The sequence below is a fragment of the Paraburkholderia sp. BR10954 genome (assembly GCF_040965775.1).
Lineage (GTDB): Bacteria > Pseudomonadota > Gammaproteobacteria > Burkholderiales > Burkholderiaceae > Paraburkholderia > Paraburkholderia youngii.
In genome coordinates this window covers 287,804-313,404 of sequence record NZ_JBFRCK010000004.1, presented here as the reverse complement: position 1 = coordinate 313,404, position 25,601 = coordinate 287,804, and the positions used below count along the sequence as shown (strand labels likewise).

Here is a 25,601-nt window from a genome sequence, read left to right as displayed (position 1 = left end):
CCGAGCCGCCGGCTCAGGTCTGCACGTGCTGCGACTCGCGTTCGCGCTGGCCCGCGAGCGGGTCGCGGCGCACCAGCAGCATGTGGATCTGGCGGGCGTCGCCGCGCAGGATCTCGAAGATCAGATCGTCGAGGCGCACTTTCTCGCCCCGATGCGGCACCCGGCCGAAGTGATGCGTGACCAGCCCGCCGATCGTGTCGACTTCTTCGTCTGAATATTGCGTGCCGAAGGTGTCGTTGAACTGCTCGATCTCGGTCAGCGCGCGCACCCGGAAGCGTCCGTCCGGCGACGCGATGATGTTGCCGCTTTCCTCGTCGAAATCGTATTCGTCCTCGATGTCGCCGACGATCTGCTCCAGCACGTCTTCGATCGTGATCAGGCCCGCGACGCCGCCGTATTCGTCGACGACCACCGCGAGGTGGTTACGGTTCACGCGAAAGTCGTGCAGCAGCACGTTCAGCCGCTTCGACTCGGGGATGAACACGGCCGGGCGCAGCATGCCGCGCACGTCGAATTCTTCTTCGGCGTAGTAGCGCAGCAGATCTTTCGCGAGCAGCACGCCGATGATGTTGTCGCGATTGCCCTCGTAGACTGGATAGCGCGAATGCGCTTTCTCCAGCACGTAGGGGATGAATTCGGCGGGATTGTCGGCGATGTTGATCGCGTCCATTTGCGCGCGCGGCACCATGATGTCGCGCGCGCTCAGTTCCGAGACCTGGAACACGCCTTCGATCATCGACAGCGAGTCGGCGTCGATCAGGTTGCGCTCGTGCGCGTCCTGCAGAATTTCCAGAAGTTCGGCCCGCGAGTCGGGTTCGGGCGAGATGAAGTCGGTCAGGCGTTCCAGCAGCGAGCGCTTTTCCTGCGGTTTGTCGAGATGGCGTCCGGTATGGCGTCGACTGGGATACGTGTCGTTCATGGTAGTGCGCCCGGCGAGACTGGGCGCGCTGTTACAGAGCGTTAAGGATACACCAGGCACATGGCGGAACCGTGTCCGGCCGGGCCTGGCGATGAGTGAAGCCAAGGTGAAACGGCCGCGCCGCGAAGGCGGAGCGTGGAATCATCCTAACCGATTACGCGGGCAAAAGCGCTCGCCGGCAAAAAAGTCGCGGGTGGGGTTTTCGCCGAGATGACGAAATTACACGGCCGGCTTGCAGCGCGCGAGCAGCGCTTCGAGCGCGCGGTCCGGCATGCCGCTTTCGCGCAGCGCATGCACGGTGCGGCTTACGTAATCGAAAGTCGTGCCGTAGCGGCCGCTCGCGCAGCCCAGCACGGTCTGAATGATGTCGTCGCGCAGCTTGCCGGTGTAGCTTGGCACGTCGCGGCGCATCACGAAGGCGAGCGCGTCTACGCGCCGGCCGTCCGCGAGGACGCACGGCAGCCACGCGGGACGGTACGAGCCCATCGGCATTTCGCGGCGCCACAGTGCTTCGAGATGCGGCATCGAGCCATCGGCCGCGAGCCGGAACGCCATGCCGGTGCACGAGCCGCCGCGATCCAGCGCGAGCACGAGGCCGGGCTGCTCGGGCGTGCCGCGATTCACACGCGACCACAGATAGAGGCCGCGGTGATAGCCGTGCACCTTCGAGCGCATCGCTTCGACGGTGGGCAGTCCCGGGTTCCAGATCAGCGAGCCATAGCCGAACAGCCACAGATCGCTCTGGCGGTCCCAGCCGCGCAACGTGCATTCAAGCGACGCGCGCAGTTCGTCGTCAGTCAGAAGCCGCGAGTCGCCGAGCACCGGCGGGTAGTCCGGACAGGGCACAGGAATCTCGGTTTCGGGGGACGGAGTGCTCACGGCGGGTTCGGTTGGAGGAGGGGCGGGGACGTCTATTGATAAGGGTCCGGAAACCCGAGCCTGGCGAGGATTTCGGTTTCGATCGCCTCCATTTCCTCTGCTTCCTCTTCAACCTCGTGGTCGTAACCCTGTGCATGCAGTGTGCCGTGCACGAGCAGGTGCGCGTAATGCGCGGCGAGCGGTTTGCCCTGCTCGGCGGCTTCCTTCTCGATCACCGGGCAGCAAAGAATCAGATCGCCCGTCACCGGGTCGTCTTCCGATTCGGCATAAGCGAAGGTCAGCACGTTGGTCGCGTAATCCTTGCCGCGATAGGTGCGGTTCAGCGTGCGGCCTTCTTCGGCGTCGACGAAGCGAACCGTCAGTTCGCCGTCTGCGAACAGCGCCGCCTTGATCCAGCCTGCCACCGTCGCGCGCGGCAGTAGCGCCTTGTGTTCCGGCCAGGCTTTGGCAGCGGGGAATTGCAGGCTCAGTGTTAGTTTCGGGGTGCGGCTCATGCGGTTTATGTGCGTGGCGTTCGTGGCTCAGTCGTTTTTTGCGGCATGGTGGCGAGGCCACGCGGGCCTCGCGCTGCGAAGCCCATCGCTTTAGCGCGAATCGGCCGCGGCGGTCGACTTCTGCGCATGCGCATCGTACGCCTCCACAATTCGCGCGACCAGCGGATGACGCACCACGTCCGCGCTCGTGAAGCGCGTGAGCGCGATGCCGCGCACGTTCGCGAGCACCTGCTGCGCTTCGATCAGCCCGCTCTTCTGGCCGCGCGGCAGGTCGACCTGGGTCGTGTCGCCGGTGACGACTGCCTTGGAGCCGAAGCCGATCCGCGTGAGGAACATCTTCATCTGCTCGGGCGTGGTGTTCTGCGCCTCGTCGAGGATGATGAACGCGTGATTCAGCGTGCGGCCGCGCATGTACGCGAGCGGCGCGATTTCGATCATCTGCCGCTCGAACATCTTCGCGGTTTTGTCAAAGCCGAGCAGGTCGTACAGCGCGTCGTACAGCGGACGCAGATACGGATCGACCTTCTGCGCCAGATCGCCCGGCAAAAAGCCGAGCCGCTCGCCTGCTTCGACGGCCGGGCGCGTCAGCACGATGCGTTTGACCTGGTCGCGCTCGAGCGCGTCGACCGCGCAGGCCACCGCGAGGTAGGTCTTGCCAGTGCCGGCCGGGCCGACGCCGAAGGTGACGTCGTGCGACACGATCTGCTTCAGGTACTCGCGCTGCGCCGGCGTGCGGCCGCGCAGATCCGCGCGCCGCGTGTACAGTTTCGGGCCGTATTCCTCGAAGTCGTCTTCGCTCGCATCGGCATCGGCGGGCTGGTCGAACGGGTGATCGGGATTGCCGGCGAAGTGCGGGTCGACGGCGTCGCCGCCGTTGCCATTGCCGTTGCCATTCGAACGATGGCGCGCCGGATGGCGCACTTCGACGAGCGCGAGCTGGATGTCGTCGACCGACAAGGGCTCGCGTGCGCTGTTGTAGAAGTTTTCGAGCGCGGTGAGCGCGAGTTTCGCGCCGCGCCCGCGGATCGTGATGCGGTGGCCACGGCGCTGCAGGGTCACGTCGAGCGCCTGCTCGATCTGCCGCAGATTTTCGTCGAGCGGTCCGCAGAGGTTGGCAAGCCGCGCGTTGTCTTCGCGCGGTGCGGTGAATTCCAGATGCTGCTGAGTGGTCTTCAAGGCGGTGAGTCGATCCTGTCGGTTGCGATACTCAGAATGTCGGTCAGTGCGCTTAGCGTGCTCAGTGCGTCACGGCGGCGCTGTCGTCGTGAACCATCACCAATTCGCCGCGCAGCGAGTGCGGGTACGCGTGCACGATCTTCACGTCGACCATCTGACCGATCAGCCGTGCATGCGACGCCACCGGCGCCGGGAAATTGACGACGCGGTTGTTCTCGGTGCGGCCCGCGAGCTCGTTCGGGTCCTTGCGCGCCGGGCGCTCGACCAGAATGCGCTCGACCTTGCCGACCATCGCGTCGCTGATGCGCTGCACGTTCTCTTCGATCGTGGCCTGCAAGTGTTGCAGGCGCTTCAGCTTCACCTCGCGCGGCGTGTCGTCGTGCAGGTTCGCGGCCGGTGTGCCGGGGCGCGGGCTGTAGATGAACGAGAAGCTCGTGTCGTACTTCATCTCTTCGACGAGCGCCATCATCTTCGCGAAGTCTTCCTCGGTCTCGCCGGGGAAGCCGACGATCATGTCCGTCGACAGCGACAGATCCGGGCGGATCGCGCGCAGCTTGCGGATCACGGACTTGTATTCGAGCACGGTGTAGCCGCGCTTCATCGCCATCAGGATGCGGTCGGAGCCGTGCTGCACGGGCAGATGCAGGTGACTGACGAGCTTCGGCACCTTCGCATAAGTGTCGATCAGGCGCTGCGTGAATTCCTTCGGATGCGACGTCGTGTAGCGAATCCGTTCGATGCCGGGGATGTCCGCGACGTATTCGATCAGCGTCGCGAAGTCGGCGATCTCGGTCGAGCCCAAGGTCAGTGCGCCACGATAGGCGTTCACGTTCTGGCCAAGCAGCGTGACTTCGCGCACGCCCTGGTCGGCGAGGCCGGCGATTTCGGTCAGCACGTCGTCGAGCGGACGCGACACTTCCTCGCCGCGCGTGTACGGCACGACGCAGTAGCTGCAGTACTTGCTGCAGCCTTCCATGATCGACACGAACGCGCTCGGACCTTCGACGCGCGCCGGCGGCAGGTGATCGAACTTCTCGATTTCGGGAAACGAAATATCGACCTGCGCGCGGCCGCTCGCGCGACGCTCGTCGATCATCTGCGGCAGGCGGTGCAGCGTTTGCGGACCGAACACGATATCGACGTACGGCGCGCGCGCGACGATCGATGCGCCTTCCTGGCTAGCGACGCAGCCACCCACGCCAATGATCAGATTCGGATTCGCGTCCTTCAGCTCGCGCACGCGGCCGAGGTCGGAGAAGACTTTTTCCTGCGCTTTTTCGCGCACCGAGCAGGTATTGAACAGGATCACGTCGGCGTCTTCCGGCGTGTCGGTCTTGACGAGTCCTTCAGCGGCACCGAGCACGTCGACCATCTTGTCGGAGTCGTACTCGTTCATCTGGCAGCCAAAGGTTTTTACATAAACTTTCTTGGTCATCGAATTTCGCCGGTCGCAGTGGTTAACCTGGGGGCGTCGTAAAAAGGTGAAGGAGGCCGCGGCGCGGGGCAGCGCGGCGCTTGGTGGCCGGCTTGCGCGTGTCTTTGCAGCGTAACTGCATATTATAGCCCTTCACGCTGCGGGGGTTTTAGCGCTCATCAGGCGCTCATTGGCTGCTCCAGCGGCAGTCCCAGCGGCAGTCCCAGCGGCAGTCCCAGCGGGCTTCCCGGTTGACCCGACACCTGCGCGAAGCGCTCGGCGAGGAAATCGAGCAGCGCGCGCACGCTCGCCCAAGGCGCGTGAGTCGTCAGTTGCTTGCCTCCGCCATGCTGATAACAGTGTGACGATAACTTCGTTGGGCGCGGCGAGAGCCGATGCTATCTTGCCTCCACTTACTGCTCTTGCGCCGCTGGGCGGCGCTCTGGAGGCCAATATGCATTCCCCGCTCGCGCTGGTCCGCGATCCTTCGGCCGATGGCGATACCAACGCCGCGCCGCGCTCTGCCGAACCCTTCGATGCGCTCGAACAGCTGGTCGGCGTGAATCTGGCGCGGCTGCGCGCCGAACGCCAGCTTTCGCTCGATGCGCTGGCGCGCGCGTCCGGCGTGTCGCGCGCGATGCTCGCGCAAATCGAGTCGGCGCGCAGCGTGCCGTCGATCAAAGTGCTGTGCAAGGTGGCGGCGGCGCTGAAGGTGTCGGTGGCGGCGTTCCTGCGGCGTCACGCGACCAACGGCTTCGAGCATCTGCCGGCCGAGCGTTCGGCCCGCGTGGTCAGCGCGAACGGGCGCTACTCGGTGCGCCCGCTGTATCCCGACGACGAGTCGATCGCCGCCGAGTTTCACGAGCTGCGGATCGCGCCGCTGCATACGGAGGCGGGCATTCGCCGCGCGCCGGGCACGACGGTGAATCTGGTGGTCAGCGACGGCACGCTCGAAGTCAGCGTGCACGACCAGCGCCAGCTGCTCGCGACCGGCGACGCAATCGTGTTCGACGCCGACCAGCCGCACAGCCTGCGCAATCCCGGCGACACCGAGGCGCGCGCGTTTCGCGTGACGCTGCGAGCTGAGACGCCGCCGCGCTGGGAAGTGCAGGCCGCGAGCGCCGCCCGCGATGAAGCTGCGCGCGAAGGCGTGCCGGGTTGAGAATCGACGGCATTCGAGGTTCTGGCGCAGCTCGGGGCGTCGATGCACGGCCAACGCCGTCAGTAGGGTCTTTGTTCGTCGCGCTGCAGCGCTTGCGCGACTGTTGTATGCTTCGCCGGCCGGTCAAACCGGCAATCAGTGCGTCTTCAGGGCGGGGTGCAATTCCCCACCGGCGGTAGGCCGACAGCGCGACAGCGTGAGCCGGCAAGCCCGCGAGCGCCCGCATCGAGTGGTCTTCGCAGTAGCGGAGCTTGCGGCGGGGTCAGCAGATCTGGTCAGAAGCCAGAGCCGACGGTGATAGTCCGGATGGAAGAAGATGTGCAGATAGTCATGTGCGTTCCGCGATGCCGCCCGTAGCTTGGGCGGCTGATGATCGTCCGCTTTCGTGCGGCGTGTCAGGCGGCAGCGCGTCAGTCTGTTTGCAATGCCCTGAAACGTTTTTCGCCCAACTTTTGCGATGAGCGTTTCAACATGTCCTTTGCTACTTTTCCCGCTCCGTCGACGATTGCAGACGATGCCTTCGCCGATCTCCCTCTGCTTGCCACTGAAGCCGTTCCGCCACGTATCGCCGCCGCCTTGCAGGCACTGCGCGAGGGTCGCGCCGTGGTGCTGCAGGACGACCACGACCGCGAGAACGAAGCCGATCTGATCGTCGCGGCCGAGCGCCTGTCGGTCGAAACGATGGCGCTACTGATCCGCGAATGCAGCGGCATCGTGTGTCTGTGCCTGCCCGACGACAAGATCCGCGCGCTCGAGCTGCCGCCGATGGCCGTCAACAACGAAAGCCGTCACGGCACCGCGTTCACGGTGTCGATCGAAGCGCGCGAAGGCGTCAGCACCGGCGTGTCCGCGCAGGATCGCGTGACCACGATCCGCGCTGCGATCGCCGATACGGCCACGCCCGCCGACATCGTGCGCCCTGGCCACGTGTTCCCGCTGCGCGCGATGCCCGGCGGCGTGCTGGCACGGCGCGGCCACACCGAAGGCACCATCGATCTGGCGATCCTCGCGGGCCTGAAGCCGGCCGGCGTGCTGTGCGAACTGATGAACGCCGATGGCACGATGACGCGCGGTGCGGACGTCGAACGCTTTGCCGCGCAACACGATCTGCCGATGCTGACGATCGCCGAGCTGGTCGAGTTTCGCGAGACGCTCGCGCGGGTGCGCGAGGGCGCGATGGCCGAGGCTTGAAGGGCCATCATGCTTCGAGGGGCACGCAGTGCCATGACGCAAAAAGCCGGTTCTTCGCAAGAAGAACCGGCTTTTTTTATCGGCGTTGCGCGAAACCGCTACGACTGCACGTCGCCGAACTCGCCGCGCACGCCCGCGTCGATCAGCGCCGGCAGTTCATCCATATGCTTGATGATTCGCGTGATGCCCATCGCGCGCAGCGCATCCGCATAGCCGTCCGGAATATGGCTCGCGCCGACGAAGGCGATCGTCTTCATGCCGGCCGCGCGCGCCGCGTTCAGGCCCGAGACGCTGTCTTCGACGACGAGGCAGCGCGCGGGCTCGACGCCGAGCGACGTGGCCGCGAACAGATAGACATCGGGATGGGGCTTTGGCCGCGCGACCTGCTCGGCGCTGAACACCCGCTCGCCGAAAATCTGCTGCAGACCGGCCCGCCGCACCGATGCGCTCACACGTGTCATGCGGCTGTTCGACACGACTGCGGCTGGCAGCGTCACGCGCTGCAGCGCGTCGCGCACACCGTGGATCGGACCGAGCGACGCGGCGAGCGCGAGCTCGACATTGTGCTCGATCGCATCGAGGAAGTTCGCGGGCAGTGTGATGTCGAACTGCTTTTCGAGGCCGGCGAGAAAGCGCGAGGTTTGCTGGCCGAACGCGGTTTTGATGACGGGGGCGAAATCGATGCCGGGGAAGGTGGCCGTCAGCGTGTCGAACATCACGCGACCGGCGATGACTTCACTGTCGACGAGCACGCCGTCGCAGTCACAGATGAGGTGGTCGATCATGCCTGAAAAACGATAAGCGCAACGCGCGCGGGCGGCGAGTTGCGGGGCCCGCGCGCCACGGTGAAAAGCGACATCATACGTGCTTTCGGACCACGTCCTTTCGATGTTCTGCGTGCCCGCGGCCTTACGACCTTACGGTGTATCGGCCCAAGCCTTCGCCGCGCGGATCGCGCGCTGCCAGCCATCGAGGCAGGTCCTGATCTCCGCGTGCGGCCGCGCCGGTGTGAAGCGATGTTCGAGCTTCCACTGGCTCTTCAACTCGTCGATATCCTTCCAGTAGCCGACCGCGAGACCGGCCAGATAGGCGGCGCCGAGCGCGGTCGTCTCCGACACCTGGGGGCGGACCGTGTCGACGCCGAGGATGTCGGCCTGGAACTGCATCAGCAGATTGTTCGCGCAGGCGCCGCCATCCACGCGCAGCTCGCCGATGCGAATGCCCGAGTCGGCTTCCATCGCCTTCAGCACATCGAGCGATTGATACGCGATCGAATCGAGCGCCGCGCGCGCGATGTGCGCGGAGGTCGTGCCGCGTGTGAGCCCGAACAGCGTGCCACGCGCATGCGCGTTCCAGTGCGGAGCGCCGAGGCCGGCGAACGCAGGCACGAGATACACGCCGTCGCAATGCGGCACGCTGCGCGCGAGCGTTTCGATTTCGGCCGCGCTCCTGATGATGCCGAGGCCGTCGCGCAGCCACTGCACCACCGCGCCGGCGATGAAGATGCTGCCTTCGAGCGCGTAGTCGATACGCTCGCCGATCTGCCAGGCGATCGTCGAGACCAGATTGTTCTTCGATTCGATCGGTTTGGCGCCCGTGTTCATCACGAGGAAGCAGCCGGTTCCGTAGGTGTTCTTGACCATGCCGGACTCGGTGCACATCTGGCCGAACAATGCGGCGTGCTGATCGCCGGCGATGCCCGCGAGCGGAATCTTCGATGCGAACACGGTGGTCACCGTCGGTCCGTACACCTCCGACGAGGGCCGCACTTCCGGCAGCATGTTGCGCGGAATGTCGAGTGCGGCGAGCAGTTCGTCGTCCCACTTCAGCGTGTGGATGTTGAACAGCATCGTGCGCGACGCGTTGGTTACGTCGGTGATGTGCAGCGCGCCCTTCGTGAAGTTCCACATGAGCCAGCTGTCGACGGTGCCGAACGCGAGCCGGCCCTGACGCGCTTTTTCGCGTGCGCCTTCGACGTTGTCGAGAATCCAGCGGATTTTGGTCGCCGAGAAGTACGAGTCGATCGGTAGACCGGTCTTCGCGCGCACGCTCGCTTCGAGACCTTGCGCTTTCAGTTCGTCGCAGAAGTCGGCGGTGCGGCGGTCCTGCCAGACGATCGCGTTGTAGATCGGGTGGCCGGTTTCGCGATCCCACACGATCGTGGTTTCGCGCTGGTTCGTGATGCCGATCGCCGCGATCGATGTGCCGTTCATGCCGGCTCGCGTTACCGCCTCGGCGGCGACGCCGGCCTGGGTCGACCAGATTTCCCGCGGATCGTGCTCGACCCAGCCAGGCTGCGGGTAGATCTGCTGGAATTCCTTTTGCGCGCTCGACACGACGTTGCCGCGCCGGTCGAACAGCATCGCGCGTGAGCTGGTGGTGCCTTGGTCAAGCGCGAGGACGTACTGATCCTGCATTGTCTCTTCTCCATGCATGTTATGGATCGCCGGATCGTTTGGCCGGCGATGCGAGCGGCGTGTTGTTGTGAGCGAGCCGCCATAGTTTGAGGGTGCGTGCCGGCGTCGTCCAGCCGAAGCTGCGGTGGGTGGCCGGCTCCGCTCGCCGGGTGTCGTCTGCCGCGTCGCCTAGGCGCTCTGCCGGACCGGTTCACGCGCGAACCACGCGTCGATGTCGCGCGTGACATGCTCGAGCGTGTCCGGCTCCACATGCAGGCCGAGCTTCGAGCGCCGCCACAGCACGTCCTGCGCAGTGCGCGCCCATTCGGTATCGCGCAGATAAATCAGCTCGGCTTCGTGCAGACCCGGCGCGAACTCGCGACCGAGCTCGGCGCGCGAGTGCGCCGAGCCGATAACGCGATTCGCGCGCGTGCCATACGCGCGCGCGAGCCGATGCGCGAGCGATGCCGGCAGCCACGCATGTTCGCGCGAGAACTCGCCGAGGAAGCGATTGAAGTTCGCCTGCGCGATGTCGCCGCCCGGCAGCGGCGCGTCGGCGGTCCACGCGGGCGCGCCGTGGTGCAGCGCGTCGGTGAGCGTATCGACGGCCTGCTCGGCGAGCTTGCGAAACGTCGTGATCTTGCCGCCAAACACCGACAGCAGCGGCGCCTCATTCGCGGGCGCATCGAGTTCGAGCGAGTAGTCGCGCGTGACCGCCGACGGATTGTCCGCGTTCTCGTCCTCCAGCAGCGGGCGTACGCCCGAATAGCTCCAGCGCACGTCGGCGGGCGAGATCTTCTGCCTGAAGTAGCGGTTGATCGAATCGCACAGGTACTGCGTTTCGTTGGCGTCGATCGCGACTTGCGACGGGTCGCCGCGATATTCGAGGTCGGTCGTGCCGATCAGCGTGTAGTCGTGCTCATAGGGAATCGCGAAGATGATCCGCTTGTCCGGGTTCTGAAAGATGTACGCGTGGTCGTGCTCGAACAGGCGCCGCGTGACGATGTGGCTGCCCTTGACGAGCCGCACGCTATGCGACGACGGCCGGCCGAGCGCGGCTTGCAGCAGCTCGCCGACCCACGGGCCCGCCGCGTTCGCGATCGCGGCGGCGCGCGCGTCGAGAGTCGTGCCGTCCGCGCGTTGCAGTTGCGCGCGCCACTCGCCGCCGGCGCGCACCGCGTTGAGCAGCTTCGTGCGCGTGAGGATCGTCGCGCCGCGCTCGTGCGCGTCGAGCGCGTTCAGCACGACGAGGCGCGCGTCGTTGACCCAGCCGTCCGAATAAACGAAGCCGCGCTTGATCGTGTCGACGAGCGGCGCGCCGGCCGGATGCCGGCTCATCACGATGCCGCGCGAGCCCGGCAGCAGTTCGCGTTTAGCCAGATGGTCGTACAGGAAAAGACCCGCACGGATCAGCCAGGCGGGGCGCAGCTCGGGCATGTGCGGCATCACGAAGCGCAGCGGCCAGATGATGTGCGGCGCCGCGCGCAGCAGCGTTTCGCGCTCCTGCAACGCCTTGCGCACGAGCCCGAACTCGCGGTACTCGAGGTAGCGCAGCCCGCCGTGGATCAGCTTGGTGCTCGCCGACGACGTGTGCGCGGCCAGATCGTCCTGCTCGCACAGCAGCACCGACAGGCCGCGGCCGGCCGCGTCGCGGGCGATGCCGGCGCCGTTGATCCCGCCACCGACGACGAGCAAATCGTATTTCGTGCGTTGCGTCACCTGCTGAGCCCTCTGGATCGAATCTGGAAGTCAGTTGGAAAGCAAATTGAACGAATCATGTTCGTTTTCGAACTTTAATGAACATATTCGAAAAAGTAAAGTTCGCTTGATTTGCACGAACGTGGATCGAATGGCGACCGAGTGGCGTAACGCGCGAGCGCGGACGATACTCTTGGCAGCAGCCATTTCGAGGTGATGAATGCGAGGATTTTTGATGATCGGCGCTGCCGCGCTTCTGGCAGGATGCGTGAGTACGCCGAGTCTGGAAGGGACCAGGGGCGCGACGTCGTTCGAGGCGTTGCAGAAGATGTGCTCGCCGCAGACCGTCGACTACGGCCACGACGCGCAGATCGTCTACGAGACGTTCTTCGATGCCTATGTGGCGAACCGGCGCGGCCGGCTGTCGAACGACGACTTCTGCGCGTTCCAGGCGTCGATCGCGCAGCGCCATGAGAGCGAGGGGACGAGCAGCGATCCGAAGGTGCGCAACCAGTGGGTCGAGTTCTTCAACGAGCAGCGCGCAAGGGCGCTCGGCTGGCGGGCGACTGTCGACCCGACCTTGCGTAGCGGCTAAGTGGCAGCGGGTTGACCGGTGGGCCCGACTCTCGCGCCGCCTGCCAGGCGCACCGGTTCACTTTTGCGGCGCCAACGCTCCGCGCCACAGCATGCGCAGGATCTGCGCGAACACCGCTTCGCGCGACGGCTCATGTGCGCCGTCGTCGGCGGAATCGGCCTGTCGGGCCGCCGGCGGCGGCAACTGGTTCGCGAGCGCGAGCATCGTGAAGCCGTGCAGGCTCGTCCAGTACGCGTAGCCGATCAGACGCGGATCGCCTTCGAGAACACCCGCCTCGACGAGCCGCTCGAAGTGCGCTTCCAGCAGGCGCCACGCGCGTTGCGACGCCGCGGCCAGCTCGGGGTAAGCGCCTTGCTGTTGCGGCGTCTGATCGAACATCAAACGATAGGCGTGCGGCTCGTCGAGCGCGAAGTCGACATAGGCCCGGCTGACGGCGCTGTGATCGATGGCGGGGGCGTTCGCGGGGATCGCTTTCGCGGCCGCTTCGAGGCGCGCGGCGAAGCGGTTGAACGCGGCGGCGCGGACCATCGCCAGAATTTCTTCCTTGTCGCGGAAATAGCGATACGGTGTCATCGCGCTGCAGCCGAGCTCCTTCGCCAGCTCGCGCATCGTCACGCCTTGTGCGCCGCGGGTCGCAAACGCGTTTTCCGCGACGCGTCGCATCGCTTCGCGAAACTGCTGGATGTCGTCGGCGGAGAGCGTCTTGGGCATGCGCGAGGGCGGGAAGTCCGTCGCATGAATTTACCGTGTAAATGAGATGCGCACAACAAAGGGCCGCAAAGGCGGCCCGCTGTCAACTGTAGCGAAAACTCACGAATAACGTTTGATGGCCCGCAATGCGGTGTCGCCGGTTTCCGTCACGCGCCACTCTTCGTTGCCCGATGCGAGGCGTTCGAGTTGCACCAGTTGGCGTTCGAGCAACGCGTCGAGTTCTTCTCGGTCCATTTCGACCTGGTTGGGGGCGTCCTTGACGAGCAACAACGTGGCGAATTCATGCGGACTCAGCATCGTTCTCTCCATGTCAGCAAATTGCGGACAGCCTTGCAGTCGACCGGTAGGCCGGGGCGGGGGTCCGCTAAAGATCAGGGCGGGAGGTACGGCTTACACGACAGGTTCACAAAACCGACGCCGTGCGAAACTCGCAACGTACGCTGGGGAACTGGAGTGTAGGCGAGCACCGATGAAACGCCAACCTGGTCCCCGTAAATTTTCCATTTGACAATTGGCCGCGCGATAGGCGGTCCGGCCCTGCAGCCAAATTCTTGATTTCACGCGAGGTTTTGCGTGCACCGCAGCATGGCGGAGAACGCCTGGAATTATCCGGCGATGTAGATTTGACAATTGGCGGCGTTCAGAGCGTCGGCCACGTCGGCGGGTGGGGCGGCGTCGGTGAACAGCGCGTCGATCTGCTCGAGATGTCCCTGGCGAACTAGCGCGGGACGACCAAACTTGGAGTGATCGGCGGCGAGGAAAACGGTGCGCGCGTGCTCGATGATCGCCTCGGCGACACGCACTTCGCGCGTATCGAAATCGCGCAGCGTACCGTCCGTTTCGATGCTCGACGTGCCGATGATCGCGAAATCGACCTTGAACTGGCGGATGAAGTCGATCGCCAGTTCCCCGACGATGCCCTTGTCCCACGGTCGCACGATGCCGCCCGTCACCAGCACTTCGCAGTCCGGGTAGCCGCTCATCATGCTCGCGACGTTCAGATTGTTCGTGATCACGCGCAAGCCGCGGTGGCGGTTCAGCGCGCGGGCCACTTCCTCGGTCGTCGTGCCGAGGTTGATGAACAGCGATGCCTGGTCCGGAATGTGAGTGGCCACCAGCGCCGCGATGCGTCGCTTCTCTTCATGGAACATGCGCTGGCGCGCGGTGTAGGAGACGTTCTCGGAACTGGTCGGCAGACTGGCGCCGCCGTGATAGCGGCGCAGCAGGTTCATATCGGCGAGCCAGTTGACGTCGCGGCGGATCGTCTGCGGGGTGACGTCGAAGTGGCTCGCGAGGTCGTCCACGGTCACGAAGCCGTCGCGTTGCACCCACTCCAGCAATTCCTGTTGCCGGGCGTTGAGAGTCAGGCGGGGGTCTCGTGTCATGTGTGGTGTGTCGTGGCTGTTGTGTCGCGATTGCGGCTATTGTAAGACCATCGCATCCCTTGTCCGCCAACTGGCGCAATCCGCTGGAATTCGCCGCGAGCAACCGCATCTGCTCGAAACCCATTCAGGCGCATTCCGCATTTATTCATTTGATAAATGAATTTGTTTTTTGGCTCGCTTCGCGATGCAATCCAGGGTTTCGCGATTTACCTGCTTTACAACCTTTCCCCTGATGTCCGGCGACTTTTTCGTGCCGGCCGCGCTTTCGAGAGTGTTCGACATGACTGGCTTCAGCAACTGGCAAAACCCTTATCCGACGCAACGTCTGCCCGTATTCGCACGCAATATCGTTTCGACCTCGCACCCGCTCGCCGCGCAGGCCGGGCTGCGCATGCTGTGGAACGGCGGCAATGCCGTCGATGCGGCCATCGCGGCCGCCGCCGCGATCACGGTGGTCGAGCCGGTGTCGTGCGGCCTGGGCGGCGACGCGTTCGCGCTCGTGTGGGACGGCAAGAAGCTGCATGGTCTGAACGCGTCGGGCGTAGCGCCGGCCGCGTGGAACGTCGATTACTTCAAGCGCAAATATGGCGAGGAAAACGGCCTCGCGCAGCAGCCGAAGCGCGGCTGGGATGCGGTCACCGTGCCGGGTGTGATCGCCGGCTGGGAAGCGCTGCACCAGAAGTTCGGCAAGCTGCCGTTCGCCGACCTGATGGAGTCGGCCATCGAAATTGCCGAGCGCGGTCACGCGGTGGCGAGCATCGTCGCTTACAAGTGGGCAGCCGCGGTGCCGGAACTGAAGGACCAGCCGGGCTTCGCGCAAACCTTCATGCCGCGCGGCCGCGCGCCCGAGGTCAGCGAGCTGGTGCGCTTCCCCGGTCACGCGAAGACGCTGCGCCTCATCGCCGAGCAAGGCCCGCGCGCGTTCTACGAAGGCGAGATCGCCGAGCGGATCGCCGCGTTCGCGCGCGCAGGCGGCGGCGCGCTGAGCGCCGACGATCTGCGCAACTACCGCGCTGACTGGGTCGAGCCGATCGGCAAGGACTATCGCGGCTACACCGTGCACGAGATTCCGCCGAACGGCCAGGGCATCGCGGCGCTGGTTGCGCTCGGCATCCTGGAAAAGTTCGACGTGAAGTCGCTAAAGGTCGACAGCGTCGAGTCGCAGCATCTGCAGATCGAAGCGATGAAGCTCGCGTTTGCCGACCTGTATCGCTATGTCGCCGATCCGCGTTCGATGGAAGTCACGCCCGAGCAGATGCTCGACGACGCGTATCTGAGTTCACGCGCGAAGCTGATCGATCCGAAGCGCGCGACGCACTTCGACTTCGGCATGCCGAAGTCGGGCGGCACGATCTACCTGTCGGCCGCGGACGAGAGCGGCATGATGGTCAGCTTCATCCAGTCGAACTACATGGGCTTCGGCTCGGGTGTCGTGGTGCCCGACAGCGGCATCGCGCTGCAGAACCGCGGCTGCGGCTTTTCGATGGACCCGAACTCGCCGAACGTCGTCGAGGGCGGCAAGCGGCCGTTCCACACGATCATTCCGGCATTCCTCACGCAGCAGGTGAACGGCCAGCAGGAAGCGGTGATGAGCTTCGGCGTGATGGGCGGCGACATGCAGCCGCAAGGTCATCTGCAGACCGTGGTGCGCATGCTCGACTACGGACAGCAGCCGCAGGCCGCGTGCGATGCGCCACGCTGGAAGGTCAACCGCGACTTCACGGTCGATATCGAGTCGACGCTGGATCCGAAGACCACCGAGGGCCTGCAGAAGCTCGGCCACACGATCAAGTCGGTCGACGATCCGTACATGGACTTCGGCTCCGGCCAGTTCGTCTGGAAGCTCGATCGCAACGAGCCGGAGCGCGGCTACGTGGCGGCCAGCGACAGCCGCCGCGACGGTCTGGCGGCCGGCTTCTAGGCCACGACGAGGCAACGCGCGGAGCTGAGCTCGACACCGGAGCTCAGCTCAGATACCCGGGCAACAGGCGACGAACGCGCGGCATTCCGTATGCCGCGCCAATGCGCGCCCACCAGCCGCCTCGCCGATGCAGGCGAAGCCGCGCCCGACACAGCTTTCACGCAGCAGACACGCAGGAGACCATCATGAACACCCCCGCGTCGCATTCGACAAGCGCTTCCCCTCACGCCGCGCCGCTTTCGAAAGCGATGGTGCGGCGGATCGTTTTCTCGTCGTCGATTGGCAACGCGCTCGAGTGGTTCGACTTCCTGGTTTATGGCTACTTTGCGACGATCATCGCGAAACAGTTCTTCCCGATGCAGGACGAGTGGCTGTCGACGCTGCTCGCGATCGCCACCTTCGGCATCTCGTTCCTGATGCGCCCGCTCGGCGCGATCGTGCTCGGCGTGTACGGCGACCGCAAGGGCCGCAAAGCGGCGCTGACGCTCGCGATCGCGCTGATGATGGTCGGTACTTTCACGATGGCCGTGATGCCGCCGTTTTCGACGATCGGGCTCGCGGCGCCGCTGCTGGTGCTGTTCGCGCGGCTCGTGCAGGGCTTCGCGGTCGGCGGCGAGTTCGGCAGCGCGACCGCGTTCATGGTCGAACACAGCGCGACGCGGCGCGGCTACTACGCGAGCTGGCAGTTCGCGAGCCAGGGTCTCGCGGCGATCACCGCGGCCGCCTTCGGTTCGCTGCTGACCGCGTGGCTGCCGGCCGAGCATCTGAACAGCTGGGGCTGGCGTGTGCCGTTCGTGTTCGGTCTGCTGGTCGGGCCGGTCGGCTATTACATCCGCTCGCATCTGGACGAGACGCCCGAATTCCTCGCATTGCGTGAAGAGCGGGCGGCTAGCGAAGCGGCCGGCGAACACAAGGCCGTGAACGGATCGAAGGACGCGTCGTTCGCGAATCAGTGGGTCAACCTGCTGCTCGCGATCGGCATCGTTGCGCAGTCGACGGTCGGGGTGTACGTGCTGCAGCTCTACATGCCGCTCTACGCGGTCAAGCAGCTGCATATGGCGGCGGCCGCCTCGTTCGGCGTGGTCGTGCTGAACGGCGGCATGCAGTTCATCTTCTCGCCGATCATGGGCGCGCTGTCCGATCGCATCGGCCGAATTCGTATCATGCTGAGCACGTCGATCCTGATGGGCCTGCTGATCTATCCGATGTTCGCATGGTTGCAGACACATCCGACGATTGGCTGGCTGCTCGTGCTGCAAGGCGTCGCCGGTATTTTCAAGGCCTCGTACTCGGGGCCGATGCCCGCGCTGATGTCGGAGATCTTCCCGACCCAGGTACGCTCGACTGGCCTTTCAATCGGTTACAGCATCGGCGTCACGATCTTCGGCGGCTTCGCGCCGACCATCGTCGAAACATTCATTCATCTGACCGGCGACAAACTCGCGCCGAGTTATTACGTGCTGCTTGCGGCGGTGCTTTCGGGCGCATCGCTGATCATCGTCGCGCTGCGCATGCGTCGTGTGCGTCCCGTCTCGGGCGAGGTACAACCTGCCTGAGGAAGAGAGGCCACCTCGGGCGCCCGTGTCCACAATCCGCCTGACGTGGTGTGTGTCCGAAAAGCCAGCCTTTTGGGCTGGTTTTTTTTTGCCTTGCGGACATCGTTTTTAATCCGCTGCAAGATTTCGACTATCTTGGAAGCGGAACTGCGTCGTTGCGGCATGGTCTGTGCTGTGTGAACTGCATGGTCGGATATCTCCGGCTAACATGCAGAGTACAAGGGCCCAACTCTAATTCACGGCGTTGTATCCGGCACGGAGAACATCACGGCGAGCGCGGGGGCGGTTGCGAAGAACTCCACGGGTCGGTACAGCATGGGAGCAAGACACAATGCACACGGAGCTGAACCATGTCATGCCCTGGCGGATCGAGGACATCGATCTGACGCGCATCGACCGGCAGAAGGCCGCTGCCAACGAAGACCTGCTGCTGTTGCTGTGCGCGGCATCGTTCATCGAAAGCGGCACTGATCTCTACACCAGCAATCTGAGTACATTTTTCAACGACGACCCGGAGGTCTCGGCCTGGCTCAACCACGAGTGGGAGCCCGAGGAAATGCAGCACGGCCGGGCGCTGCAGACCTATATCGCGTATGTATGGCCCGAGTTCGACTGGCATACCGCGTTCCGCAATTTCATGGGCGAGTATTCGCTGACTTGCTCGGTCGACGATTTCGAAAAGACCCGCGCCTTGGAGATGGTCGCGCGTTGCGTCGTCGAAACGGGTACCGCGACGCTGTATCGAGCGATCAACGAATGCTCGGATGAGCCGGTGCTCAAGCAGATCACCGACAACATCCGCACCGACGAAGTCCGTCATTACAAGCACTTTTTCAGGTACTTCAAGAAGTACAACCGGATCGAGGGCAACGGCCGGCTCGCGGTGCTCGGCGCGTTGATGCGTCGCGTGATGGAAATCAAGAACGAAGATTCGGAGATCGCATTGCGCCACGTGTTCGCGATTCGCTATCCGGAGCGCGTGCACGACTCCGCATATAACCGCGAGCGCGCGGCGCGCATCAATAAGCTGGTGCGGCGCAATCTGTCCGCCGACATGTGCGTGAAGATGCTGCTCAAGCCGCTCGATCTGCCGGCGCGCATTCAGCCGGGTGTGCATTATCCGCTCGCGAAGATCACGCAGCATGTGTTCTTTCGCTGAGCCTTGAAAGCGAATCAAAGAGCAAAGCCCGCATCAGCCCGCATCAGCGGGCTTTGCTTTTTTCGAGGCATGATTGAGCTTTACCCACTACTTCGACTGGATCGATGGCATGAGCGATTCCTCCTCCGCATCACCGTCCGCGCGTCCGCTCGAACAGAATGTGTTCGACGAATGGCCGGCCAACGTGCGCGCGTTGTTCGACGGTTCGTCGCTTGCGGACAAGGTGGGTTTCACCGCGTCGCTGTTGAGCGTCGATGCGAACGGGCACGTGCGCACATCGCTGTTGAGCGTCGGCGAACTCTATGCACCCGACTCGCGCACGCTGTGCATTGCGCTATGGCCGCAGGCGCGCGCGACGGGCGCGATTGCGCAAAGCGGGCGCGCGGCGCTGAGCTTTGTATGCGATGCGGCGTTCTATCAGGTGCAATTGCGTATCGCGCCGCTGCCCGGTGTTGCGGGCGATGACAGCGACCTCGTCTATCTGCTCGGCTCGATCGACACAGCGGAAGCGCAAAGCGTCCGTTATGCGCGCCTGACGGGCGGCATCACGTTCGAATTGCAGGGACAGGGGAGTGCAGTGCTCGAGCGATGGGAGCAGCAGATCGAGCATTTGAAGCGGGCTGCCGCCGCGAGCAGCCGTTAGTCTTCGAGCAGGGAAGCGCTAACGGCTGGTACGCACGCTGGCAGCCCTTAGGCCGAGCGACGCTTAACGGCCGCCGTCGCCGTTGCGCGACGGTTGCCCGCCACGCGGCGCATCGTTGCGCTTCACGCCGCCGCCGAGCAACGCGCCCGGATTGCCGTTGGGCGAACGATTGCCTTGCTGTTTGCGCGGCGCGTGGTGCGCGGTAGCGCCATCATGCGCGGCGGCACGCGGCCGATCGTCGTGCCGCTGAGTATCGCGACGCGGCTGACCGCCATTGCCGGCCGGCTTCCCACCTTGCGCGGGCTGAACGTTCGACACACGTTGTCCCGAACGCTGACCGGAGCCTTGAGCCGGCTTGGCCGATGCGCCACCACCAGCAGCGCCGTCACGACGCCCCGTGCCTTGTCCCTGGCGCTGTGAACGCCCGCCGCCACCCTGGCCGCGTCGCTGGATCGGCTCCGGCTTCGCGCTCGGGTCCGGCTCGAAACCGGTGATAACTTCCTGCGGGACCGGACGCTTGATCAGCTTCTCGATGTCCTTCAGCAACTGCAGTTCATCGACGCACACGAGCGACACCGCCTCGCCCGTCGCGCCCGCGCGACCCGTGCGGCCGATGCGGTGCACGTAGTCTTCCGGCACGTTCGGCAGATCGAAGTTGACCACGTGCGGCAGCTGATCGATATCGATGCCGCGTGCGGCGATGTCGGTTGCCACCAGCACCTGCAGCGTGCCGTCCTTGAACTCGGCAAGCGCGCGCGTGCGGGCCGATTGGCTCTTGTTGCCGTGGATCGCGAGCGCGCTGATGCCGTCCTTCGTCAGCTGCTCGGCGAGGCGATTCGCGCCGTGCTTGGTGCGCGTGAACACGAGCACCTGGAACCAGTTGTGCTGCCGGATCAGATGAGTGAGCAGCTCGCGCTTGCGGTCGCGATCGACCGGGTGAATCTTTTGCGCGACCGTTTCGGCCGTCGTGTTGCGGCGCGCGACTTCGATCAGCGCCGGTGAATCGAGCAGGCTGTCGGCGAGCGCCTTGATCTCGTCGGAGAAGGTTGCCGAGAACAGCAGATTCTGCCGCTTCGGCGGCAGCTTCGCGAGCACGCGCTTGATGTCGTGGATGAAACCCATGTCGAGCATGCGGTCCGCTTCGTCGAGTACGAGAATCTCGAGATGCGACAGGTCGATGGTCTTCTGCTGCATGTGATCGAGCAGACGGCCCGGCGTCGCGACGACGATGTCAACGCCGCGCTTGAGCGCATCGATCTGCGGATTGATGCCGACACCGCCGAACATCACGGTCGACTTCAGCTTCAGATACTTGCCGTACGCACGCACGCTTTCTTCGACCTGCGCGGCGAGTTCGCGCGTCGGCGTGAGGATCAGCGCGCGCACCACGCGCTTGCCGCCGGCGGCGGGCGACATCGAATTCAGGCGCTGCAGGATCGGCAGCGTGAAGCCGGCGGTCTTGCCGGTGCCGGTTTGCGCGCCGGCGAGCAGATCGCCGCCGTTGAGCACGGCCGGGATCGCCTGAGTCTGGATCGGAGTCGGGCTGGTGTAGCCGAGTTCATTGACAGCGCGGACCAGCGGTTCGGACAAGCCGAGGGAATCAAAAGACATAGAAGCTCTTTGCAATGCAGTTTCGCGAACGGCCCCGCTGAGCCCATAGGACCCCAACGCGGAAAAACCAGCGCGGCATCGACACGCCCGCATGGCGTGTGCGAGGCCGCAGCCCGGTTCCGTTCACGGAGAAATCGGCGGCACGCTTACAGATGTGCCGAATGTTTCAACGCGCTATGCAGACACGTCGACTGGCCTTAAGTTGCAATTCGTCGCCGTGGAACGTCACGCGACATAGCGCGCGACACTGACGAATTGACACAGACTGCCCGCCAGTACGAACAGGTGCCAGATACCATGTCCGTGGCGGATGCGCTCGTCGTTGATGAAGAAATAGATGCCGGCGCTGTAGATGACGCCGCCGGCCACGAGCCACGCGGTACCCGCGGCCGGCAATGCCTGCACCAGCGGGCGGACAGCTACGAGCGCGAGCCATCCCATCAACACATACAGCACCATCGACACGCTGCGGGTGCGTCGCCCGAGCGTGAGTTCCTGCACGATGCCGAGGGCAGCGAGCCCCCAGCTCACGCCGAATAGCGACCAGCCCCACGGTCCACGCAACGTGACGAGCGTGAACGGCGTGTAACTGCCGGCGATCAGCAGGTAGATCGCCGAATGATCGCATTTCTGCAGAATCGCCTTCAGTCGCGCATGGCTGACGCTGTGATACAGCGTCGAGATCGCATACAGCACGAACAGCATCGCACCATACACGCTGAAGCTGACGACCTTGTACGCGTCGCCGGCGAGCGCGCCCATCGTGACGAGCGCCGCCAGCCCCACCACCGACAGCACGGCGCCGACGAGATGGGTAATGCTGTTCAAACGCTCACCAAAGGGCACGACTCTTTCCTCCTGCACGGTCCCACGAAGGCGACTACCAACACAAACAGGCCCACATGATACCGGTCCTGAAAAAACGAAGGGCGCGGCCGCGAAACTCGCAGGCCGCGCCCAGGGTACGTGAAACCCTGCTTAGTCGAGCGGCGCCGAACGCAACTCGGCCACTTGCTGTGGCGACACGGCCGTACCGTGGTTGCCCCAAGACATACGGATGTACGTCACGACCGCTGCGACTTCCTGATTCGACAGAGACTGTGCGAACGGCGGCATGCCGTACGGATGCGGGTTCGCGTCCGTGCTCGGCGGATAACCACCGTTCAGCACCATGCGGATCGGGTTGACCGCCGACGGCATCTGGATCGACTGGTTATTCGCGAGCGGCGGGAATGCCGGCGGGCGGCCGAGACCATTGTCTTCGTGACACTTCGCGCAGTTGTCAGCGTAGATCTTCTGACCTTGCTTCAGCAGTTCGCCGCCGAACTTTTCCGAGGTTTCGAGCTGCAGCGGTTCCGGTGCTTCGCTCTTCTGCGGAATCGTCTTCAGGTACGTCGCCATCGCGTTGATGTCTTCGGCCGACAGATACTGCAGGCTGTTGTGAACGACTTCGGCCATCGGACCGAACACCGCGCCGCGGCTCGACACGCCGGTCTTCAGCAGATCGGCGATGTCCCTCAGGTCCCAGTCGCCGAGGCCGGCTTCCTTGTTCGACGTCAGCGACGGCGCATACCAGTTCTGCAGCGGAATCAGACCGCCCGCGAACGCCGCCGAGCTGACGGGGCCGCCCATCGCGTTGATCGACGTATGGCACATGCCGCAGTGGCCGAGGCCTTCGACCAGATACGCACCGCGGTTCCATTCGACCGACTTGGTCGGGTCCGGCTTGAACTCGCCTTCACGGAAGAACAGCGTGCGCCAGCCGATCAGCATGTTGCGCTGGTTGAACGGGAATTTCAGTTCGTGCGGACGGCTCGGTACGTTGACCGGCGCGACCGAGCGCAGGTACGCGTAGATCGCGTCGGAGTCGGCGCGCGTGACCTTCGTGTAGCTCGTGAACGGGAAGCCCGGATAGAGCAGGCTGCCATCTTTCGAGCGGCCAGTGTGCATCGCGCGATAGAAGTCGTCCTGGGTCCACTTGCCGATGCCGTACTGGTCGTCAGGCGTGATGTTCGGCGTGAACATCGTGCCGAACGGCGTGGCCATCGGCAGGCCGCCGGCGAACGGCAGTCCGCCGCGCACGGTGTGGCAGGCGATACAGTCGCCCGCGCGGGCGAGGTACTCGCCCTTCTTGATCAGGTCGGCCTGGTCCGCGGGCGTTGCCGCGACGGCCGCGCCGCTGCTATGCAGATGGTCGCCGCCCGACCACAGGACGGGAACGAGTGCGGCGGCCGCTACCACGACGACTGCCGAGAGGGCGAACAAAGACTTGCGTTTCATTTGAATGTCTCTCCCGGCGCCTTATTGCGGTTCGCTGCCGCAGGCAAGCGGAGTCTTCAAGGAGCGGGCCGGAGCCGGCACGGGGTTTTGCGGAGCCTGCTGCGTGGCAAGCCAGGCCGCGACGGCGTTCACGTCTTCGTCGCTAAGGCGCGTGGCGATTGTGTGCATGCAGTCCGGTGCGATCGCACGACGCGTGCCCGAACGCCATGAGCCGAGCTGCGCGCTGATGTAATCGGCGTGCAGGCCGACGAGACCCGGGATCGCCGGTTCCATACCGGTCAGTGCCTTGCCGTGGCAGGCCGCGCAAGCGGGCACCTGCTTGTTCGCATCACCATGCAGCACGATCTGCTCACCGCGCGCGAGCGTGGAGGCGGAGGCCGTCGGCTTGGCCGGCGTCGGATACGGTGGGCGCTGCTGCGAGAAGAAGGTGGCGATCTGATGCAGGTAGTCGTCGGAGAGGTACGTGACGAGGTAGTTCATCGGCGGGTACTTGCGGCGCCCTTCACGGAAGTTCTGCAACTGATTGAACAGATATCCCGCCGGCTTGCCCGCGAGACGCGGGAAGTAGTCATTGTCGGTGCCTTGCCCATGCGAGCCGTGGCAGGCCGTGCAGCCTTGCACGCGGGCTTCCATCGTGTCGGGGGCCTTCGGTTGAGTCTGCGCTTTCGCAGCGCTATAGACACCCGCGGAGCCGATCAGCAGAAGGGCAAGCAACGGGCGGAAGAGGCGTCTTGAAGACACGCGTAACTCCATCAGAATCGGGGACCTGACCGAACTTCGGGCGGCTCGGTGTGAAGGACAGCCGTCGCTGCGGCGACGCAGCATTCTATCATCGACGGGTGATGGTGACTATTTGCCGCATTAGATGCGGTTCCAGGTGTGACCGCCATGCGACAGTGTGTCGCGTTTGCCAGTTTCGGACTTCAGTTGCGTCGTGCGTCGAGATCAATATCGTTGTCTCATCAAGCAAGGTTGAACCGATCCCCGTGCGCGCCATCGAAGCGTACACTTCCGGGCTCGCCGGCCGTCGTGCAGATGATGCGCGTCGTCGGCCCGGCTCTGTTTCGTTCGTTCTCATCCGCTATCGGCCCCACATGAAGCTATTCGATTTCTCCTCATCGACGCTGCGAGCGTTGATGTCCGGCGCGGTGGCGCTGGCCATGTCATCCACCGCGTTCGCGCATGCGCACCTGATCTCGAGCGTGCCGGCCGCGAACGCCGAGGCCGTCGCGCCCGCCGACGTGACCATCCATTTCACCGAGCCGCTCGAGCCTGCGTTCAGCAAGATCACACTCGCCGATACAAGCGGCAAGCCTGCGACTTCGACCGCGTCGACGGTCGATAGCGCGGACGCCCGCGAGATGCACCTCGCGCTGCCTCAGTTGACGAGCGGCCGCTATTCGGTGCACTGGGTCGCGGTGGCCACCGATGGCCATCGTACGCAAGGCGACTTCGCGTTCAACGTCAAATGAACTTCGACGCACTGTGGATCGGGCAGGTCGCAATGGCCGCGCTCATGAACGTCGCGTTCGGCTTCGCCGTTGGCTCGGCGCTACTCGGCGCATGGCTCGCGAAGGACGCGCAGCAAGGCACTTCACCGGCGCGGCCCGGCTGGATGCGCGCACATCGCTCGATGTTCGCGGCCACCATCGTGCTGGTGCTCGCGGATCTCGGCTGGCTGCTGTATCAGGCGGCGTCGATGAGCGGCGTCGCGTTGCCCGCGGCGTTCGGCGTGGTGCCGACGGTGCTGACGCAAACGCATGTCGGCTATGGTTGGAGCGTCGCGTTCGGCGGCGCACTGGTGCTGCTCGGCACCGCGCTGAGCCACGGCACCGGCATGCTGCGTAACACGCTGCTGTGGCTCGCGGTGCTCGCGATCTCGGCGGGCAAGGCGTCGCTCGGTCATGCTGCCGATGCCGGCGTCGTATCGGCCGCGATCGGCATGCAGACGCTGCACGTGCTCGCGACGAGCGTATGGGGCGGTGTCGCGATGGCCGCGGGCTTCGCGGTGCTGCCGGCGCTCGGCGCATCGACCGCGCGCGGCATGCTGATTCGCACGGCGACCCAGGTGTCGAACGTGTCGCTCGTCGCGGTCGGGTTGGTGTTGCTGTCGGGCGTCTTTAATGCGGTGCGCGGCTCGGGTGGGTCGTTCGAAGCGATTCAGGGCAGCACGTGGGGCCATGTGTTGACATTGAAGCTCGTGCTGGTCGCGCTCGCGCTGGTGCTCGGCGCGCTGAACCGCACGTCGGCGCTGCCGCGCCTGCGTCGTACCGCGTCGACGATGGATGCGCATACCTTCGTCAACGTGATCTATCTGGAAGCGCTCGTGATGATCGGGGTGTTCGTCGTCGCGGCCGCGTTGTCGCACACCGTGCCGGCGTTCGCTGCGCTCGGCTGAACGCGCGGCGCGC

Annotated in this window: 25 protein-coding genes and 1 riboswitch; of the genes, 9 read left to right on the top strand and 16 right to left on the bottom strand. The window is 64.7% G+C overall.

Features of this window, described 5'->3' with window-relative positions; genetic code table 11:
• Positions 1–13: 13 nt before the first annotated feature.
• The 6 genes from AB4Y34_RS08875 to AB4Y34_RS08850 form a co-directional block, all read right to left on the bottom strand.
• Positions 14–919: an HlyC/CorC family transporter gene (locus AB4Y34_RS08875; RefSeq protein WP_368596410.1), complete on the bottom strand. Its 906-nt coding sequence runs from the start codon at positions 917–919 to the stop codon at positions 14–16.
• 219 nt (positions 920–1,138) lie between these two features.
• Entirely contained in the window at positions 1,139–1,798 is a 660-nt protein-coding gene (locus tag AB4Y34_RS08870) for a gamma-glutamylcyclotransferase (protein ID WP_176121805.1), read from the bottom strand.
• A 32-nt stretch (positions 1,799–1,830) separates the two neighbouring features.
• Positions 1,831–2,292, bottom strand: a complete 462-nt coding sequence (gene ybeY / locus AB4Y34_RS08865; protein ID WP_176105095.1) for an rRNA maturation RNase YbeY — start codon at positions 2,290–2,292, stop codon at positions 1,831–1,833.
• 90 nt (positions 2,293–2,382) lie between these two features.
• The gene (locus AB4Y34_RS08860; RefSeq protein ID WP_176380881.1) at positions 2,383–3,468 is read right to left on the bottom strand and encodes a PhoH family protein; all 1,086 of its coding nucleotides are present in this window, start codon (positions 3,466–3,468) and stop codon (positions 2,383–2,385) included.
• A gap of 61 nt (positions 3,469–3,529) precedes the next feature.
• Entirely contained in the window at positions 3,530–4,903 is a 1,374-nt protein-coding gene (miaB, locus tag AB4Y34_RS08855) for a tRNA (N6-isopentenyl adenosine(37)-C2)-methylthiotransferase MiaB (RefSeq protein WP_176380880.1), read from the bottom strand.
• A gap of 158 nt (positions 4,904–5,061) precedes the next feature.
• Positions 5,062–5,187 (bottom strand): hypothetical protein, encoded by a 126-nt coding sequence (locus tag AB4Y34_RS08850; protein WP_368715801.1) that lies wholly within the window; start codon positions 5,185–5,187, stop codon positions 5,062–5,064.
• 149 nt (positions 5,188–5,336) lie between these two features.
• Between AB4Y34_RS08850 and AB4Y34_RS08845 the strand changes: the two genes are divergently transcribed.
• Positions 5,337–6,044 carry a helix-turn-helix domain-containing protein gene (locus AB4Y34_RS08845; RefSeq protein WP_176365614.1) on the top strand — a complete coding sequence of 236 codons (708 nt, stop codon included), beginning with the start codon at positions 5,337–5,339 and terminating at the stop codon, positions 6,042–6,044.
• Positions 6,045–6,182: 138 nt separating this feature from the next.
• Positions 6,183–6,366, top strand: a riboswitch (FMN riboswitch).
• A gap of 149 nt (positions 6,367–6,515) precedes the next feature.
• Positions 6,516–7,235 carry a 3,4-dihydroxy-2-butanone-4-phosphate synthase gene (ribB, locus tag AB4Y34_RS08840; RefSeq protein ID WP_368715800.1) on the top strand — a complete coding sequence of 240 codons (720 nt, stop codon included), beginning with the start codon at positions 6,516–6,518 and terminating at the stop codon, positions 7,233–7,235.
• Between the two features lie 98 nt (positions 7,236–7,333).
• On the opposite strand, the gene AB4Y34_RS08835 is transcribed toward ribB, so the two are convergent.
• The 3 genes from AB4Y34_RS08835 to glpD form a co-directional block, all read right to left on the bottom strand.
• Entirely contained in the window at positions 7,334–8,020 is a 687-nt protein-coding gene (locus AB4Y34_RS08835) for an HAD family hydrolase (RefSeq protein WP_368715799.1), read from the bottom strand.
• 132 nt (positions 8,021–8,152) lie between these two features.
• On the bottom strand, positions 8,153–9,652 hold the full coding sequence (glpK, locus tag AB4Y34_RS08830) for a glycerol kinase GlpK (RefSeq protein WP_368715798.1): 1,500 nt from the start codon (positions 9,650–9,652) through the stop codon (positions 8,153–8,155).
• A gap of 168 nt (positions 9,653–9,820) precedes the next feature.
• The gene (glpD, locus tag AB4Y34_RS08825) at positions 9,821–11,350 is read right to left on the bottom strand and encodes a glycerol-3-phosphate dehydrogenase (protein ID WP_368715797.1); all 1,530 of its coding nucleotides are present in this window, start codon (positions 11,348–11,350) and stop codon (positions 9,821–9,823) included.
• Positions 11,351–11,564: 214 nt separating this feature from the next.
• On the opposite strand from glpD, the gene AB4Y34_RS08820 reads away from it, so the two are divergent.
• Complete coding sequence (locus tag AB4Y34_RS08820) at positions 11,565–11,924, top strand: hypothetical protein (RefSeq protein WP_368715796.1); 360 nt, start codon at positions 11,565–11,567, stop codon at positions 11,922–11,924.
• A gap of 57 nt (positions 11,925–11,981) precedes the next feature.
• Here AB4Y34_RS08820 and AB4Y34_RS08815 read toward each other — a convergent pair whose 3' ends face one another.
• The 3 genes from AB4Y34_RS08815 to AB4Y34_RS08805 all read right to left on the bottom strand — a co-directional run bounded on the left by AB4Y34_RS08815 (position 11,982) and on the right by AB4Y34_RS08805 (position 14,020).
• Positions 11,982–12,635, bottom strand: a complete 654-nt coding sequence (locus AB4Y34_RS08815; protein ID WP_176380875.1) for a TetR/AcrR family transcriptional regulator — start codon at positions 12,633–12,635, stop codon at positions 11,982–11,984.
• Between the two features lie 99 nt (positions 12,636–12,734).
• Entirely contained in the window at positions 12,735–12,932 is a 198-nt protein-coding gene (locus tag AB4Y34_RS08810; RefSeq protein ID WP_013090475.1) for a hypothetical protein, read from the bottom strand.
• A 308-nt stretch (positions 12,933–13,240) separates the two neighbouring features.
• Entirely contained in the window at positions 13,241–14,020 is a 780-nt protein-coding gene (locus AB4Y34_RS08805; RefSeq protein ID WP_176380874.1) for a DeoR/GlpR family DNA-binding transcription regulator, read from the bottom strand.
• A 280-nt stretch (positions 14,021–14,300) separates the two neighbouring features.
• Between AB4Y34_RS08805 and AB4Y34_RS08800 the strand changes: the two genes are divergently transcribed.
• From AB4Y34_RS08800 to AB4Y34_RS08785, 4 genes are all read left to right on the top strand, one after another.
• Positions 14,301–15,941, top strand: coding sequence for a gamma-glutamyltransferase family protein (locus tag AB4Y34_RS08800; protein WP_368715844.1), 1,641 nt, complete (start codon positions 14,301–14,303; stop codon positions 15,939–15,941).
• Between the two features lie 185 nt (positions 15,942–16,126).
• Positions 16,127–17,497: an MFS transporter gene (locus tag AB4Y34_RS08795; RefSeq protein ID WP_176380873.1), complete on the top strand. Its 1,371-nt coding sequence runs from the start codon at positions 16,127–16,129 to the stop codon at positions 17,495–17,497.
• Positions 17,498–17,828: 331 nt separating this feature from the next.
• Complete coding sequence (locus AB4Y34_RS08790) at positions 17,829–18,656, top strand: ferritin-like domain-containing protein (protein ID WP_176380872.1); 828 nt, start codon at positions 17,829–17,831, stop codon at positions 18,654–18,656.
• Between the two features lie 109 nt (positions 18,657–18,765).
• Positions 18,766–19,299 (top strand): hypothetical protein, encoded by a 534-nt coding sequence (locus AB4Y34_RS08785; RefSeq protein ID WP_368715795.1) that lies wholly within the window; start codon positions 18,766–18,768, stop codon positions 19,297–19,299.
• 63 nt (positions 19,300–19,362) lie between these two features.
• On the opposite strand, the gene AB4Y34_RS08780 is transcribed toward AB4Y34_RS08785, so the two are convergent.
• The 4 genes from AB4Y34_RS08780 to AB4Y34_RS08765 all read right to left on the bottom strand — a co-directional run bounded on the left by AB4Y34_RS08780 (position 19,363) and on the right by AB4Y34_RS08765 (position 23,943).
• Positions 19,363–20,910: a DEAD/DEAH box helicase gene (locus AB4Y34_RS08780; RefSeq protein WP_368715794.1), complete on the bottom strand. Its 1,548-nt coding sequence runs from the start codon at positions 20,908–20,910 to the stop codon at positions 19,363–19,365.
• A gap of 225 nt (positions 20,911–21,135) precedes the next feature.
• Entirely contained in the window at positions 21,136–21,756 is a 621-nt protein-coding gene (locus AB4Y34_RS08775; RefSeq protein WP_176105111.1) for a hemolysin III family protein, read from the bottom strand.
• Positions 21,757–21,888: 132 nt separating this feature from the next.
• On the bottom strand, positions 21,889–23,190 hold the full coding sequence (locus AB4Y34_RS08770; RefSeq protein ID WP_368715793.1) for a cytochrome c: 1,302 nt from the start codon (positions 23,188–23,190) through the stop codon (positions 21,889–21,891).
• Between the two features lie 21 nt (positions 23,191–23,211).
• Positions 23,212–23,943: a c-type cytochrome gene (locus AB4Y34_RS08765; RefSeq protein ID WP_176380868.1), complete on the bottom strand. Its 732-nt coding sequence runs from the start codon at positions 23,941–23,943 to the stop codon at positions 23,212–23,214.
• Between the two features lie 341 nt (positions 23,944–24,284).
• Here AB4Y34_RS08765 and copC point away from each other — a divergent pair, with 341 nt between their 5' ends.
• Positions 24,285–24,662, top strand: a complete 378-nt coding sequence (gene copC, locus AB4Y34_RS08760) for a copper homeostasis periplasmic binding protein CopC (RefSeq protein ID WP_176105114.1) — start codon at positions 24,285–24,287, stop codon at positions 24,660–24,662.
• Positions 24,659–25,588 (top strand): CopD family protein, encoded by a 930-nt coding sequence (locus AB4Y34_RS08755; RefSeq protein ID WP_176380867.1) that lies wholly within the window; start codon positions 24,659–24,661, stop codon positions 25,586–25,588. Before copC ends, AB4Y34_RS08755 begins: the two co-directional genes overlap by 4 nt.
• Positions 25,589–25,601: the final 13 nt, after the last annotated feature.

Coding starts and splice junctions, on each gene's coding strand:
- AB4Y34_RS08845 (WP_176365614.1), top strand. CDS start 5,337: ATGCATTCCCCGCTCGCGCTGGTCCGCGATCCTTCGGCCGATGGCGAT.
- AB4Y34_RS08785 (WP_368715795.1), top strand. CDS start 18,766: ATGAGCGATTCCTCCTCCGCATCACCGTCCGCGCGTCCGCTCGAACAG.
- AB4Y34_RS08820 (WP_368715796.1), top strand. CDS start 11,565: ATGATCGGCGCTGCCGCGCTTCTGGCAGGATGCGTGAGTACGCCGAGT.
- AB4Y34_RS08875 (WP_368596410.1), bottom strand. CDS start 919: ATGAACGACACGTATCCCAGTCGACGCCATACCGGACGCCATCTCGAC.
- glpK (WP_368715798.1), bottom strand. CDS start 9,652: ATGCAGGATCAGTACGTCCTCGCGCTTGACCAAGGCACCACCAGCTCA.
- AB4Y34_RS08810 (WP_013090475.1), bottom strand. CDS start 12,932: ATGCTGAGTCCGCATGAATTCGCCACGTTGTTGCTCGTCAAGGACGCC.
- AB4Y34_RS08800 (WP_368715844.1), top strand. CDS start 14,301: ATGACTGGCTTCAGCAACTGGCAAAACCCTTATCCGACGCAACGTCTG.
- ybeY (WP_176105095.1), bottom strand. CDS start 2,292: ATGAGCCGCACCCCGAAACTAACACTGAGCCTGCAATTCCCCGCTGCC.
- AB4Y34_RS08755 (WP_176380867.1), top strand. CDS start 24,659: ATGAACTTCGACGCACTGTGGATCGGGCAGGTCGCAATGGCCGCGCTC.
- miaB (WP_176380880.1), bottom strand. CDS start 4,903: ATGACCAAGAAAGTTTATGTAAAAACCTTTGGCTGCCAGATGAACGAG.
- AB4Y34_RS08790 (WP_176380872.1), top strand. CDS start 17,829: ATGCACACGGAGCTGAACCATGTCATGCCCTGGCGGATCGAGGACATC.
- copC (WP_176105114.1), top strand. CDS start 24,285: ATGAAGCTATTCGATTTCTCCTCATCGACGCTGCGAGCGTTGATGTCC.
- AB4Y34_RS08795 (WP_176380873.1), top strand. CDS start 16,127: ATGAACACCCCCGCGTCGCATTCGACAAGCGCTTCCCCTCACGCCGCG.
- AB4Y34_RS08805 (WP_176380874.1), bottom strand. CDS start 14,020: ATGACACGAGACCCCCGCCTGACTCTCAACGCCCGGCAACAGGAATTG.
- AB4Y34_RS08780 (WP_368715794.1), bottom strand. CDS start 20,910: ATGTCTTTTGATTCCCTCGGCTTGTCCGAACCGCTGGTCCGCGCTGTC.
- ribB (WP_368715800.1), top strand. CDS start 6,516: ATGTCCTTTGCTACTTTTCCCGCTCCGTCGACGATTGCAGACGATGCC.
- AB4Y34_RS08835 (WP_368715799.1), bottom strand. CDS start 8,020: ATGATCGACCACCTCATCTGTGACTGCGACGGCGTGCTCGTCGACAGT.
- AB4Y34_RS08765 (WP_176380868.1), bottom strand. CDS start 23,943: ATGGAGTTACGCGTGTCTTCAAGACGCCTCTTCCGCCCGTTGCTTGCC.
- AB4Y34_RS08770 (WP_368715793.1), bottom strand. CDS start 23,190: ATGAAACGCAAGTCTTTGTTCGCCCTCTCGGCAGTCGTCGTGGTAGCG.
- AB4Y34_RS08815 (WP_176380875.1), bottom strand. CDS start 12,635: ATGCCCAAGACGCTCTCCGCCGACGACATCCAGCAGTTTCGCGAAGCG.